This is a genomic window from Pararhizobium sp. PWRC1-1 (assembly GCF_049897905.1).
Taxonomy (GTDB): Bacteria; Pseudomonadota; Alphaproteobacteria; order Rhizobiales; family Rhizobiaceae; genus Pararhizobium.
Genome location: NZ_JAFCXE010000001.1, coordinates 596822 through 610089 on the forward strand (window position 1 = coordinate 596822; position 13268 = coordinate 610089).

Below are 13268 nucleotides of genomic sequence, written 5' to 3' on the forward strand. Positions count from 1 at the left end.
TATAGAAAATTTGGATTGTCTAACCGGTTTTCCAACTTCTCCACACTCCTGAGCCATCTCCGGTAAGCTCATAATTTCATATTTGAACGCAGGGTCGATATGCACATCTGTCACCTTCTAACATTTGCCTTTTCGGTGTTGTTTGTCGCCACTGCATCAGCACAGGAATCCGTGGTTCAGGTTGCAGAAAATAGTGGCTGGGTGACTTCTTACGACAGCGGCAAAAATATTTGCTTTGCCAACCCAAAGGCGGAAGACGGTCTGATTTTCATTGGATCGCCGCAAGGCGACATCAGCTTGGTGTTTTCGACGCCGAAGCTGGCGTGGGTGAAGGGTGGCCAAGACTATGAAATCAACTTCTACACCGATCGAAAGAGGTGGAGTGGAACGATGCGCGGCGTTCAGTCCCCTCCAGGACTGATGCTGGTCGGTGCGGTCGATCCATTTTTGGTTGCCCTCAAGGCAGCCTCTAAAATGAGCTTGGAGGTTGAAGGCGTGACACTCGGTCCCCATTCACTTAGCGGTTCCAGCCAGACCCTTGAGACGATATATTCATGCATCCGCGCGGCGAAAGACGGCCAGTTCAAAGCTCCCGAGCCAGTGGTTCTACCATGGAAGGGATCGGTTTCCTGGACCTCCGCTGATTATGGGAAGACCTTTCAGGGAAGGGGCTGGACCGCGATATTGAAAGGTCAGGATAATGTTGACGGAACCTCCACGTCATACCTGCAGGTAACCGATGAGAAGAAGCGACCGATCACTTTAAAACTTGAGGGCCAGTCGGGAGAACTGGAAGTCACGACACTGCACTACAATCAACCGGCTCTCGTTTTCAGTGCATTCAACGGTGGCGCCCATTGCTGCACGGTGATGACGGCCGTTGTGGACGTGAATGGATATCCTGCCGAGGTGCCAATCGGAGAATTTGATGGCAGTGGGGGCAGTTTCGACGATCTTGATCTCGACGGAAGCTACGAACTGGTAACAGTCGATCAAAGATTTCTGTACGCGTTTGGGCCATATGTTGTCTCAAACCCGCCTGCTCAGATCTTCGCTCTCAACGACGGGAAGTTCGCAGACGTAACCGACTCGCCTCAATACCGTCCTTACCTGCGAAGCCGTTTTCTGGCCCAGCGTGCGGACTTCGAGAGCAAGAATAGTTCAGGTGGCGAGGCTGCGACGATAGCAGGTCTACTCGCTTCAGCAAGCAAGCTGGGGCTCTTCTCGACCCTGAGAAACGAGTTTGCATCCAAAGTGTTGGGCAAGCCAGCTGAGGGGTTCGATACCTGTTATCCGCCGGATTGCTCACCAGAGCGCCGCTTTAACTCGCTCTACGAGATGATCGCGGATCGATTTGGTCGTTGGGGATACCCCGTGAAGAACTCGTTGGACGATAAGAGCAAGGCTTTCTTCAAGGAACTGGCGGCAGCACCAGGATTTGGAGTCCCCGGAAACGAGAGCGAACTCTCGTGCGAAATGGGAGCTTACCGCTTTAAAGCAAACGACGACGGCCTGGCTTCTTTCACCGGGTATGAAATGGGGTGCGATATCGAGAAGGCTGTCACGATCGGTTCGACATCCGTTGCGTCGGCGTTATGTTCCGGGGAGGGCTCGTTCACCTTTGAAACATACATGTTCTCGAAAAATTCAGACGGCCTTCGCGTGGCCAGGTGGCAATATGACATCTCTGAGGCCACAGAAAACGGAGAAGTCTTCCCGGCATGCCCTGCTGGCTCGGGCGGCCAATAACCGGGGGCATCACTTCCAAGCCCCGTTCGAGGGAGATATTTGCGCTTCCCTAGAAACACACGGGCGCTCGACCCTAGAAGGGGAGCGCCCGTGTGTTGCAACTGACGGCAAAAGCCGAAAAGTCGGCAGGCCGTCGCTGTCAAAGGGGGATGTAGCGACGGGCCATGAGTCTTACCATGGACATTTTTGCATCTCAGGTATGCGCCGCGCATGGCTAGCGGAGTTCAGTTCAACTTCCATTTATTTTTACGCATGGATGACGCCAGCGGACTCTGGGACCACTCCGGGGCCCTCCGTAACTGCTGAGAACTCTGGCTCCCGCTTGTGCCTCGGTGCAATTTTGCAGCGAGTTGCTGCAAAATTGCCTGGGTTCCGCAACTGGGTCAGTATCAATGAGGTGAAAGACCCGGCTCTGAACCGAAGATCGCAGATGCTGCAGAGCGACTTTGGAATTGTAAAATATTGTCAGTCTCGAGTTCCGGGCTAGTAGGCACGAACTGGTTGAACGTCCACTCGTCGCCGTCCACGCAGACAAAGACTATTTTGCCGTCTCTCTCAACGGTTTCCTGTCCCAGTGGATCTCCGTTCCGCCTTCATATTCGGGCTCTTGAGTATCTGGGTCGATGCCAGCGATCCTCGCCGTCGCCAGAACCGTTTCCGCCGTGCCTATAATCTGCTTGCCGTTCGGTGACAGAAAGATGTTTGATGAATCCATTGCCGTGATGCTCGATTGCGTTCCCTATATTTCCGGGCATTTTTTCATCGGCCGCAAGTTTTATCTGACGGCAGAATGCAGGATTCGGTTTCGGAACCTCTCCGGTCAAAACGCGGTTGCGATACTTCGCGGACAGCCTTAAACAGGTTGTGGCGGGCCTGTAGCTCAATGGTTAGAGCCGTCGGCTCATAACCGACTGGTTGCAGGTTCGAGTCCTGCCGGGCCCACCAAATTCCGCACTTTTTCACATCCGAGTAACTTCGATACGACGATACGAAGGTTTAAATGAACAAGGCGATTGCAGAAGTCTTTGGCTGGGTGATTGGGGCACTGCACGTCGTTGCCGTTGTAGTCATAGCGCTGTTTCCAATCGAACGTTTTGTAGGCCTGAGCTACATGCCATCGGTATGGTTCGGCAAGGCGCTTGTATTCTTAGTTTATGTCGCGATTTTCGGATCGATATCCGTGTTGATCTCGATCAACGATCATCTCCGCGACATCAATGCGAAGCTAGGTGACGGAGGATTGGGCGAGGGGATATCGTCTCGACCCGGGCGCCGAATTGAACCGGAGTGAAGCTGCGATCGAGTTCAATATCGTCTTCGCGGTCGAGCCATCCCGATGTCGAATCTTGAGACGGGCGTTCGGCGAAAAATCGGGCTTGCGGCGTCGGTGATTGTGGGCAACCATTTTAAACGTCGTAATCGAGTTTCCGTCAACATGCCCCGCAATGTCTTCCACGCTAGTATGCTCCACCTGTCTCCCGTCGCTATTGGATGGCTTCTTCGTCACGACACCTACCGTATGTGTATTGCGCATACTCCCTATAAGGGCGGCATTCTTATACAGTGCGTTGACGGTCGCCGCGGTGGTAAGGCCGAGTTACCTTTGGGGACAGATACAATTTTCAAAATCGCCCCGCCAGAAACTACGCACATCTATTTTCATTTTGACGGCCCGATCCTGTCCTTACCGTTGTTCAGCAAGCAGGACGTGGCGGATGCCTATGAAAACCCGCCTTTCGCAAAGTTTTGGAACGACAGCGAGTTCGCTGAAAAAGGCTACATGGTTCTATGCGACGAAAACGAATTCGATAGCTCACCTTCCAGTTTCGAGAGTGAGGCAAATATCTGCGCGATAAAGCTCTGCGAACTTGAAACTGACATGGCAAACTTGTGGGAATTAAAGAAGGCCATCGACCAGGCATATGCGCTGGCCTGCGGCGTGGAGCACGTAAAACTCAGGACCGATGCTGACTGGTCTGCCTCAGACGCAGCATTTCGAAGGCTTGGGGAAGCGCTTGATCCGTTTATCGACGCATTCGAAAACCTATATTCAAGCGAAAACCAATATACTGAAAACATTCTATTTGGGACGCGGTCACGTATATGTCGGAGCTTGAGGGTTTCCGAGGAGTGGCGTGAGACATTGGTTTAAGGACGCTTTCTTCCCATTCGCCTACGAATAAAGAGCGTGTGAAAATTTCCGTGGGCGATTTCAGGATCGTCCGCCGGATCGGGATCCTCGGAGTAGCTTGCTTTGCAGCTTACTCTATTCGGCCCCAGTTGGTTCAGCCTCTGGTGTTAAATGGTGCACAAGGAATAAACGGGGCCCACACCTCGTTTCAGCTTGCGAAATCGCAGGACCGGTCTCAATCTAAGCGAGGTAAGCCTCCGTAAAAATCCGTGGGTTGTCGGCATTCTGTGGAGATCAAGTTATGCGACACCAGCTCAAGGCACGCGAATATAAGCTGTTGCTTAATCCAGGCGTTTTCGAAGCGAGACCCTCGCTCACGTCAGCGAATGACTTTTGGGCACGTCGGGTCAGTAAAATTGTTGAGCATCTCGACAACGTCCGACCGTTCAAACAAGTGGTCCACAGGGTCATTCGGTTTTGGGATGACGCAAACTGTAATCTGTCAAAAAACGATCTCATCTTGCGTACGCGGGAAGAGACTAACGCGGGCTTTATTTCCAACGGTCAATCCGGCGTCACTCTGAAACTGCGCATGCCCGATCAGTTCGTGGTCGCCTCTACTACACTGGCGGAGGACGGGGATATCAAGACGGAATTTGAAGAGGATATCGGTCCCCTGGAAATCAAGGCTTCGCTGAACTCGCTAGAACCCCGGGTTGTTTTGCCTCGCAAGCTGTCCAGCAGGAACCGTTTCTCTTTATCATCGACGATAACAACCAGGACAGAAGAGGTGCCTCTCGATTTAGAGGGCGTTTTCAGGATTTTTCCCGGGGTGCCTGACATCCTTCGAGCCTCCTATCCGGAAAGGCTTTCCCGGCTGCAGACGGGGCAAACCGTTTATGAATATGCCTTCAAGGAGGGCAGTGCAAAATTTGACGCTGATACTGTAGGGGAGTTTACGTTGAGTTTATGGTGCTTCACCGACCCAACCGCCAAGCCTTCGGTTGCTGAGCTATCGTACAAGTGCAAGACCAGCAATGGTGTTATGAACGGAAAGGCCGCGCGGAAGGCGTTTAAGCTCTTCCTGGCTCTTCAGGAAAGTCTAAACGACATTGTTGACCCAGATAACACCAGCAAGACGGCGCTCGCTCTTCCCCAGGGATGCCAAAACGCCTGAATGCTGTGGATGTGTTGTCGGCTTAACGTCTCCTCAGCCATGTAGGGCGAAAACCGCTTCACCGAAAATCTCGCGCCGCCTTTGAATTCTGTCTTTCAGTGCATCGATCCCGATTCCCTTCCGTCAGATGGCTTGCATACCGCATAGCGCGTCGCGCATATTGCTGACGGGTGAAATCAGTCCAGCCCATTGCGGTCTCCGGTAGTCTCGGTCAGTCTCTAAGACAACAGGGCATTGAGTATTCCAGCCTGCGGGACTTGAGATGTTTGCCGAGAGGGTTTTGCGACATGAGCGTTTCGATTAACCTGCGCCGGGAGCTTCGTCAGGGTTCGAGTCGCCGGGTGGGTCAGATCCTCTGATTAATTGATTCGAGGGGCTTCATCGCTTGCCTGCTCGGGGACAAAGTCTGCATTGCTCCGCGAACGGAGGGGCCGTCGTTAGATCCCGTAGTGCCATCTCGTAGCAGCAACTCTCTATTGAGCGCGTCCGCGGAGTGCCGCCTCATGAGACCGGGTCTTCTGCTGGATCGGGGTCCTGCGAATAGCTTGTTTCCAGATGTCCCATCGCCTGCTTGATCGCAGCCATGGTCTCTACCGTTCCCCAACCTTCGGCAACGACGTCTGCGATAAGGTTCTGGAGGAGGGGATCAACGATGAGCCTTAGCTCAAGTTCGCGTTCCGGGTCATCGACGGGTCGCTCTGGGTGTCGGATCATTTTGTGTCCTCCGGTTTATGTGGCAGTTTCGATCCAGACAGGAGCGTGATCGCTCGAATGGTCCCATCCGCGGACGTTCCTGTCTACCCCAGCCTTTTTAAGATCGTCGGCGATTGCCGGGCTCAGCAGAAAATGATCGATGCGCAGTCCGGCATTTCGGCCATACGCATTCCGAAAGTAGTCCCAGAAGGTGTAGATCACCTCGTCAGGGTAGAGCTTGCGGATCGCGTCGGTCCATCCCTGGCCAACGAGGTCGTGAAACGCCTGGCGCACTTCCGGCCTGAATAGGGCGTCATCGACCCAACGTTCGGGTTTGTAAACGTCGAGTTCTGTTGGCATGACGTTGTAGTCGCCTGCGAGGACGACAGGAACATCGAGTTCCAGTAATTCCGCAGCGTAATCATGGAGCCTCTTAAACCACCGAAGCTTGTATTCGAGCTTCGGCCCGGGTGCGGGGTTGCCGTTGGGCATATAGAGGCAGCCGATGATAACGCCATCTATCGCTGCTTCGATGTAACGGCTTTGAACGTCGTCTGGCTCGCCTAGTAGGCCGCGTCGCGTCTGATGGGGGTCTTGGCCCTGGTGAGGATGGCAACTCCGTTCCAAGATTTCTGTCCATTCCAGATCGCGCCGTACCCTGCGTCTTCGATTGCTTTTATAGGGAACTTCTCTTCCGGCGCTTTCAGTTCTTGCAAGCACACTACGTCTGGCTGGGATTCCTCCAACCAGCGCAAAAGAACGGGCAACCGCCCGTTCACACCGTTCACATTATAGCTAGCAATCTTCATTTGCGCTTGTGATCGCCCTTATCGCCTTCGCCGGACTTGGCCGCTGTCTTGGCCTTCGTACGCCGGTCGGCGGCAAGTGATTTCCCGACGTCGACCGACTCTTTAAATTTTCCGTCTTCGTCGCGCCGGACATATCGTTTGTCAGTGCCAGTATCGATGAGTTCGCGCTTCGACATGGGATTCTCCGAGGTATTGGTTTGATCCGCTGCGTCGAAGAACTCGAAAATCGCTCCTTGGTTCCAAACCGCGATGAAGGCCCAGATTCTGGTGCTGTAACCCCGTCTGCTACCTGGGGAAGAACGGGTACGTACCTCATCAAGACTGTCATGTTTTCATCTTGCGGGACTGGTAATTTTGGCTAAGGATGCCTTTGACAGAGGTCGCGAGGAGGCGATTTCTGTGGGACGGTGTCAATTCCTTGGGAGGAAAATGATGCATATTTCCGATACCGCAATACCGCCAAAAGACCTGACCATGCTACAGACAGTTCTGGATGCATGGTGCACGCAGCATCGCATCTTACGCCGCGACGCAACTGCGGAAGCGAAAATATTGATCAGCGAATACAAGCGCGGCAAGCGCTCGCAGATCGAACTGATTGATGCTCTCATCAGCGGAGCGACGCATTAGGCGGTCTGAGGGCCCACGTGTCAGAACCCGGCCATACAGCCGGGTTTTTTCGTCTCTCGTCCTGTAACCATACGAGCACAGAAAGTTTTTGCTCGTATGCATGCGCAATACACTATAAAAGCTGTCAGGTATTCGGTTTGGGAGGACCAGTAGTTTTCGCGTTTACGCATTTCCCGCCGACTAGAAGGAACTGGCTTAATCCACAAGAGGAGACAGACATGACGAATGCCTTGCCGCCACTTTATAACGGACATGCGCCGATCACCCTTCAACAGTTGTTCCGTGAGGCGCTTTACGCCTTTGAAGAATGGGACACGGGACTGACAGAACCGCTCTTAACCTTCGAAGGTCGGATCACACCGATCAGCCTCGTCTTCGAGGCGATGCGCGAATGCGATGACATCGTGCCAATGAACCTGTCCACGGCAATCACCGAACGATTGACGAAGCCGTGGGAAGGCGAAGGGCCGCTCGATCAGATGAGCTTCTCTACCGCCGCCCGCATCATGCGAGTTTTAGTTCGAAAACGCCTTCTTGCCGACGGTGCAGCCGACATTGTGGCTGTTTCGAGCCTGATTGCCGAGCGTAAGCCGTCTGAATGAGCTTTACGGGATCGTGTCAAAATCGCCGCGATCCCACTTTATCTGAAGCGCTCCGCTAGCGATTTGATCCGTTCGCTCAATCATCCCATTCTAATCGTGCAGGTAAGACTGGCGGATCTCGTTTTGTACCGGCCGCATTGTGCCTTTCTTTCGCCCTTCCTCGGTTCCAGAACACCCATCCCGCGAGGGTAATTCATGAAAAGGTGCAAAATGTACAATAAAATTACGATGGTTGCTGCTTTGTTGCTGGCCTCGACACAACTCGCAAACGCGTCCAGCGGAGCTGCTTGGGACGCATTGTATGCCAAGGCGAATGGGACCTGCATCGGTCAGTCGCGCATGGATACGCCTGAAGCTAGCGCCCCAGTCGTCTTCAATGACTCCATTGGAAAAGTCGCGGTGTTATTGCGCGGTACGGTAGGGAAGTCGAAATCCAAAGTGAATCTCATCTGCCTGTACGACAAAAAATCCGGGAAGGCCGCTATCGAGGAATTTAAATGGCTGGGAAACTGAGGAACTTGTAGTCCGGCAGACACGTAGACCGGTTAAGCGAGTGCCTCAATAACTTAAGCGGGGATAATCCCGGAGGCACTAGCGGAGGTGCCTCAGTTGCCCTCGTTGCGATAGGTCACCGATGTTCAAAATATCGACCATTTGGTCGACTTCGTCTGCTTCGAGTGCTTCGAGAATAACGCCGTGAAATTCGACGGCCCACCCGGTGAATATGTCTACGACCGACCAGTATTGGTCGGTCGTATTTTTTCTGACTTGGTACCGCAGGTGGGTCATTTTAAACACTCATCGTAGTCGATCGCCAACGCAAGACTTCGCAAAAGTCTTTAGAATTCAGAGGGCTTGCGTGATGTCTTGGCAGGACAAGGAGGCGAAGCCTCTCGAGCTTGAGGGATTTTTCTGCGTTAGGGAAGACTTTCGCTGATGTTTCAGGGGCGAAGCAGTGGCGGCTTTCACATGCATCCTGACGGCCACAACCGCGCTTTCTTCCAAAAACCCTGTCTTAGAATGCTAATGACGGCATCACTTTCTCTATGTAAGCTTTACAGCTGATAGGAGGGTGGAAATGAGCATTCTCGTCACGGGTGCGACAGGTGGTATCGGTCGGGCGCTTTGTCAGCGGCTTGCGGCGAACGGTGCTCGCCTTATTCTAGCGTCGCGAGATAGCCAAAAGCTGGAGGAATTGACGTCCAAATTGCCTACGGCAAACGGCTCACATGCGCCCCTGGTTGTCGACATGTCTTCGGAAACCTCTATCTCGGCGTTCGCTACCGAACTCAGTTCACTGAGCGTTTCTTTGGAGGGAGCCGTTCTGATGCCTCCCCAACCGCACGCGGCCAACGATCCGATGCCCGATCCTGCGGTTTTCCGAACATTGTTCGAGAGCAGCTTCATCGGTCCACTGTCCGTCCTAAAGGCTGCGATATCGGTGATGCATCCCAGTCCCACGCAGGGTAAACGCTGCAAGATCGTCATCATATCAGGCATTTCGTCTGCCCAGGTTCTTAGCAATTACGCCACCGCGAACGTGATCCGGACCGCTTGGGTGGGCGAAGCAAAAACGCTGGCTTTCGCGCTTGGTGACAAAGGCATTCACGTCAATACCCTCTCGCTCGGAGGAACTTTGTCCCCTTGGTACAGGGAAGCTATCAACAAACGCGCGGATGCCTCAAGCATGACATTCGATGAGCGTCTGGCGAACGAGACCGACAATGTACCACTGAAAAAGTATGCCACGCCTGAAGAGGTGGCCGCTGCTGTCGAAGGTCTGTTGTCCTCGTTTTCTGACCACATGACGGGGCTGAATATCCTTCATGATGGTGGTTTTACTCGCGCCTACTGACTCGATGACCGCGACGGTTGCGTCATTGGGAGCCCCTAGCGGTCACGACTAGCCGTTCCTTCGCGCCATGCTCTGTGCGCTCAATTGAATCAACTACTTTGACCCTAATCATTTCATGCTTATCTGGTCGCCGGTCAGGGGCGATCGATTGAACTCTGGATCTCAATTTTTTGGGGCTATATGTTGCTTCATGTTGCGTTTAGACCAGAGTGGACTGCCCATGCGGTCTGGTAATCTGGTCCAGCGGACTGCGGCTGCTGTGAGGGCGGAGGTATCATCATCTGAATTGGCATCGGAGCTGGGAGATCTGGGCCGACGAATATCGCCTCTCCTTGGGCGAGCGACGGAATGAAAGCCGCTGCGCTGCGATCCATGTCGCCGCACGCCTTTTCAATCGTTTCGCGATCACGTTCATTCGTCAACCTATGAACGATCAGAGTACCAAGCTGACTAAGGACATCCTGAGGGACATCTCTCGGCCTCTGAGTGGCTATAGTCACTGTCAGCCCGTATTTCCGGCCTTCTTTCGCGATGAGGCCGAAAGAATCAAGTGATACGCGGTTCGCTTCGTCCCCTACTGACTGTCCGATGAATTGGTGCGCTTCATCAAGGAAACAAATGACGGGGCGGCTTTTGAACATATCCGTTCGCGCCTTCCGAAGAAGATACCGTCCTAAGGCATTCAGCAAGAGCTCACGGGTGTTGTACTTGAAGGTTACGTCCTTGAAGGAAAGGATCATCGCGTTGTCTGTTGGGCTTGCTACAAACTTGTCAATTTCCGCGCAAATGTCGGCGCCATTCTCCGAAAAGATGCAACCCAGCTCGGGAGCGCTGAGATACGTCTCGGTTCTGACAATCAAAGAGCTGCAGAATCCAATGGTCTTTGGATCGAGGATTCCGAAATTGCCCCCGTTCCCGGCAGGATATACGCATTCGTTTCGGATCTGGGCTGGTAACGCGTGAATGTTAAAGTCGCATACGTCTGAGCCTACGGCTTGAGAGAGATGGATTTCAGCTTTACCGAACACCATGCGAGATGTGTCCGCCTTCTTGATTGTACCGTCTTGTTGAACCCAGATATGCCCCAGCTTTCTTTCACCGATGGTCACATCGACTTTCATGCGATCGTCTTCGATCTCAGAGCCGAAAGGCGAAGAAGGGCCTGAAAACACGTCGACCATTCGGAGAGTGCGTACCGCGTTTCTCAGAGTGGGTATCTGCACTTGTCCGGTCGGCGTTAGGAGGGCCCGCAAATCCTCTTCAGCAAGATTTCGGTATGGGAATCGAGCGAGTTCCTGACCATTTGCCGCCCTCGCGAACGAAAACTCTTTCGCCCCAGGTATTCTTCCAGCGAACTCACCAGTCGGATCCAGGAGAATGCACTTACCTCCCAAACGAACCGCTTCGTTCACAAGCCTCGACAACGTCCAGCTTTTGCCGCCGCCAGTTGCACCAAATATGCCGCAGTGACGTCCAAACAGCTTTTCAGGGGGAATGCTAATCGTCGCATCTTCGAGGCCCGCCAGTTGTCCAAGCTCAATAAGAATTGGATTCTTGATAGTTCCGACCAGAGCGTCCTGGATCGTCTTCGAAAGTGACCTTCCTTCCGCCAGATAAACGCTATCACCAATTCGGGGTTGAACCATGATCCCACGGGTTACCTTCAGACTTGTTTTGTCCACGGTTGCCAGCATCTGGATCTTGCCGTCGGGATGAACGATGGGCTGGTTCTCGATTTGACGATCTAAACCGGTCCTGTCCGATCCCGGAATGCCAACCTCGACAATTCGGCCAAGAATCGTTTCAAGGTCGCAATCGATAAATACAAAATCGCCGACAGTGCCACGCGAAAGCCCTCGTCGGCCAGTCGCGGCCAATGCCAAGGGCAGCGTCACCTCGGCCATTATGGCGGTCAACCTGGTTATGGTGCCGATGCGTCTGTCCGCATCAATCAATGAGGCGAACTCTGTCACGACTTAACTGCTCCATTTACCGCCGCGATCAGCTCTTCTATGCGCTGTCGATCTGTTCGTCCTTCGATCATGGGAATAGCAGCGGCGAGGTCCTCAAACCGGCCGTTTAGAATGGTCACTCGCCGATCACCAAGAAGAGCAAGATTGAGAATGCGTTTCTGGTGGGTATTCCGGCGCGTGAGATCAACCGGGATTTCGTGCTCCCCGCCATCGAGTTGGGGCTCGGCGATGAAGGCAACGTCGCATAATATTAGTCGAAGGCTCAAGTTGGATTGAAGGGCAGCCCAGATAGGAGCACTGATATGGTCATCAGCGAAGCCAAATCCTGAAATTATGATCGTCGTATCCGGCTCACGAAGAGCAGCCTGAAATGAGGCAAACTGATCAAGATAAGGGGCGTCAAAAGCTTCCTGATACTTTGAGGAACGAGGATATATTAGGACCGGCTTAAAAGTATCGAGGTCAGTGTCCATGCTCCGAATGACTTTTTCACCCTGCCTGCGCCAATCGACCGACCCGTGCATTTTGTGCAGGTGAAAAACGCCGTCAATATAATCGGCTTGCGATGCCGAAGGACGTCGACGAACGATATCATGTTCGAAGTTGTCACGATTATAGCGCTGCTTGGCGCTGTGCGAAAAACCATCGATCAAGACCGCGTTCAAGCGGAGCGCCGCCTCTTCGATGCAAAGGTCGTAATTCGTGGTAAAGATGCGTACTCTCGGCTTTTCTGGGCTCCTACGGGCCAATTTCATCAGTAGCTTAGTGTGCGCTTCGAGATTGGTTTCGTCCGCGACGAAATTTACACTGGCCAGGATCGTTTTCTCAGCCGTGCCGACAAAGTCCCGTAGATTGACAATTTGGGGATCGGGAATTCCTGGGAGTTTGCTCTCTTCATCTATCGCTTTACGTTTCGCCTCAAGCATTTCCAGCATCATCTTGCAATGGCTCAACAGCGCTTCGATATTGCCTGTCTTCGGATTTCCATCGATGCCGATGCCTGGCTCGACACCGAACAGACCTTTAACAATGCCATTGAATGCGCCAGGCAAAATTGCCTCATACGCATCGCGAACCGCAATCCAGAGGTCCTTCATGCTTGGAGCGCTGGCGCCTACTGCGTTTGTCGCACTAAACGACGCGCCGGAGCCAAGCAACACCATCACATTCGTTGAGTGCAAACCTTGCTGAAGAGCATCTTCAATCTGTTTTTTGGCACCCGGCCTTTGAACTTGCGGCCCCCCACCTTCCTCAAGGGGAGCATCCGCCCAGTCGCGCCACTGCCCATTCGGTGTCAAAAGCCGAAGGTTGCTAGCTTCGCCTTTGCGATGTTCCCAATACGACGTCATGGCTTACTTATCCCAACTAGCGACGGCGTCGCCACGCCATCAGATGTTTGAACAGCTTGGCACACATCGTGGAGCAGCGGATATCTGAAGTTCAATGAGGACAGCGGCTTTCCACAACTAGCGGAAGGTTATGCGTTCTTTTGCAACGTTTGGGGTAAGCGCATGCCTTTGGGATCGTTGAAATGTTCCTGGCGGCTCCAGACGCTGTCCAGTATCTCGAACCCCGATCGGTATCAGCCGGTCGTTGAGACGGGCCAGCCGCACGCAAAATCGACGGCTTAAGCCTATGAGAGTGGCTAT

13 protein-coding genes, 1 tRNA gene and 1 pseudogene are annotated in these 13268 nt (G+C 53.3%); 9 read left to right on the top strand and 6 right to left on the bottom strand.

The window, feature by feature from the left end:
- The first annotated feature begins 99 nt into the window (after window positions 1-99).
- Window positions 100-1749: a hypothetical protein gene (locus ACP7E0_RS02825; RefSeq protein ID WP_426122816.1), complete on the top strand. Its 1650-nt coding sequence runs from the start codon at window positions 100-102 to the stop codon at window positions 1747-1749.
- A gap of 538 nt (window positions 1750-2287) precedes the next feature.
- Here the strand turns inward: ACP7E0_RS02825 and ACP7E0_RS02830 are convergent.
- Window positions 2288-2464: a hypothetical protein gene (locus ACP7E0_RS02830; RefSeq protein WP_426122818.1), complete on the bottom strand. Its 177-nt coding sequence runs from the start codon at window positions 2462-2464 to the stop codon at window positions 2288-2290.
- Between the two features lie 154 nt (window positions 2465-2618).
- Here ACP7E0_RS02830 and ACP7E0_RS02835 point away from each other — a divergent pair.
- The 4 genes from ACP7E0_RS02835 (at window position 2619) to ACP7E0_RS02850 (ending at window position 5057) form a co-directional block, all read left to right on the top strand.
- Window positions 2619-2694 (top strand) — tRNA-Ile (locus tag ACP7E0_RS02835).
- 55 nt (window positions 2695-2749) lie between these two features.
- Entirely contained in the window at window positions 2750-3040 is a 291-nt protein-coding gene (locus ACP7E0_RS02840) for a hypothetical protein (RefSeq protein ID WP_426122819.1), read from the top strand.
- Between the two features lie 45 nt (window positions 3041-3085).
- A complete protein-coding gene (locus ACP7E0_RS02845) occupies window positions 3086-3901 on the top strand; it encodes a hypothetical protein (protein WP_426122820.1) in 816 nt (271 codons plus the stop codon).
- 280 nt (window positions 3902-4181) lie between these two features.
- Window positions 4182-5057, top strand: a complete 876-nt coding sequence (locus ACP7E0_RS02850) for a hypothetical protein (RefSeq protein WP_426122821.1) — start codon at window positions 4182-4184, stop codon at window positions 5055-5057.
- Window positions 5058-5558: 501 nt separating this feature from the next.
- Here ACP7E0_RS02850 and ACP7E0_RS02855 read toward each other — a convergent pair.
- The 3 genes and pseudogenes from ACP7E0_RS02855 to ACP7E0_RS02865 all read right to left on the bottom strand — a co-directional run bounded on the left by ACP7E0_RS02855 (window position 5559) and on the right by ACP7E0_RS02865 (window position 6735).
- Window positions 5559-5771, bottom strand: coding sequence for a hypothetical protein (locus ACP7E0_RS02855; protein ID WP_426122823.1), 213 nt, complete (start codon window positions 5769-5771; stop codon window positions 5559-5561).
- A 15-nt stretch (window positions 5772-5786) separates the two neighbouring features.
- Window positions 5787-6559 (bottom strand): annotated as a pseudogene (xth, locus tag ACP7E0_RS02860) (exodeoxyribonuclease III).
- Window positions 6556-6735: a hypothetical protein gene (locus ACP7E0_RS02865; protein WP_426122825.1), complete on the bottom strand. Its 180-nt coding sequence runs from the start codon at window positions 6733-6735 to the stop codon at window positions 6556-6558. The pseudogene xth and the gene ACP7E0_RS02865 overlap by 4 nt, the downstream one beginning before the upstream one ends.
- 253 nt (window positions 6736-6988) lie before the next feature.
- Between ACP7E0_RS02865 and ACP7E0_RS02870 the strand changes: the two genes are divergently transcribed.
- From ACP7E0_RS02870 to ACP7E0_RS02885, 4 genes are all read left to right on the top strand, one after another.
- A complete protein-coding gene (locus tag ACP7E0_RS02870) occupies window positions 6989-7189 on the top strand; it encodes a hypothetical protein (protein ID WP_426122826.1) in 201 nt (66 codons plus the stop codon).
- A gap of 218 nt (window positions 7190-7407) precedes the next feature.
- Window positions 7408-7791: a hypothetical protein gene (locus ACP7E0_RS02875; protein WP_426122827.1), complete on the top strand. Its 384-nt coding sequence runs from the start codon at window positions 7408-7410 to the stop codon at window positions 7789-7791.
- Window positions 7792-8001: 210 nt separating this feature from the next.
- Window positions 8002-8304, top strand: a complete 303-nt coding sequence (locus ACP7E0_RS02880; protein WP_426122828.1) for a hypothetical protein — start codon at window positions 8002-8004, stop codon at window positions 8302-8304.
- A 565-nt stretch (window positions 8305-8869) separates the two neighbouring features.
- Window positions 8870-9646: an SDR family NAD(P)-dependent oxidoreductase gene (locus ACP7E0_RS02885; protein ID WP_426122830.1), complete on the top strand. Its 777-nt coding sequence runs from the start codon at window positions 8870-8872 to the stop codon at window positions 9644-9646.
- A 188-nt stretch (window positions 9647-9834) separates the two neighbouring features.
- Here ACP7E0_RS02885 and ACP7E0_RS02890 read toward each other — a convergent pair whose 3' ends face one another.
- Together ACP7E0_RS02890 and ACP7E0_RS02895 are read right to left on the bottom strand one after the other, a co-directional pair.
- Window positions 9835-11619, bottom strand: coding sequence for an ATP-binding protein (locus ACP7E0_RS02890; RefSeq protein ID WP_426122831.1), 1785 nt, complete (start codon window positions 11617-11619; stop codon window positions 9835-9837).
- Window positions 11616-12968 (bottom strand): SIR2 family protein, encoded by a 1353-nt coding sequence (locus ACP7E0_RS02895; protein WP_426122832.1) that lies wholly within the window; start codon window positions 12966-12968, stop codon window positions 11616-11618. The genes ACP7E0_RS02890 and ACP7E0_RS02895 overlap by 4 nt, the downstream gene beginning before the upstream one ends.
- Between the last annotated feature and the right edge of the window lie 300 nt (window positions 12969-13268).

Coding starts and splice junctions, on each gene's coding strand:
- ACP7E0_RS02825 (WP_426122816.1), top strand. CDS start 100: ATGCACATCTGTCACCTTCTAACATTTGCCTTTTCGGTGTTGTTTGTC.
- ACP7E0_RS02830 (WP_426122818.1), bottom strand. CDS start 2,464: ATGGATTCATCAAACATCTTTCTGTCACCGAACGGCAAGCAGATTATA.
- ACP7E0_RS02840 (WP_426122819.1), top strand. CDS start 2,750: ATGAACAAGGCGATTGCAGAAGTCTTTGGCTGGGTGATTGGGGCACTG.
- ACP7E0_RS02845 (WP_426122820.1), top strand. CDS start 3,086: ATGTCGAATCTTGAGACGGGCGTTCGGCGAAAAATCGGGCTTGCGGCG.
- ACP7E0_RS02850 (WP_426122821.1), top strand. CDS start 4,182: ATGCGACACCAGCTCAAGGCACGCGAATATAAGCTGTTGCTTAATCCA.
- ACP7E0_RS02855 (WP_426122823.1), bottom strand. CDS start 5,771: ATGATCCGACACCCAGAGCGACCCGTCGATGACCCGGAACGCGAACTT.
- ACP7E0_RS02865 (WP_426122825.1), bottom strand. CDS start 6,735: ATGTCGAAGCGCGAACTCATCGATACTGGCACTGACAAACGATATGTC.
- ACP7E0_RS02870 (WP_426122826.1), top strand. CDS start 6,989: ATGATGCATATTTCCGATACCGCAATACCGCCAAAAGACCTGACCATG.
- ACP7E0_RS02875 (WP_426122827.1), top strand. CDS start 7,408: ATGACGAATGCCTTGCCGCCACTTTATAACGGACATGCGCCGATCACC.
- ACP7E0_RS02880 (WP_426122828.1), top strand. CDS start 8,002: ATGTACAATAAAATTACGATGGTTGCTGCTTTGTTGCTGGCCTCGACA.
- ACP7E0_RS02885 (WP_426122830.1), top strand. CDS start 8,870: ATGAGCATTCTCGTCACGGGTGCGACAGGTGGTATCGGTCGGGCGCTT.
- ACP7E0_RS02895 (WP_426122832.1), bottom strand. CDS start 12,968: ATGACGTCGTATTGGGAACATCGCAAAGGCGAAGCTAGCAACCTTCGG.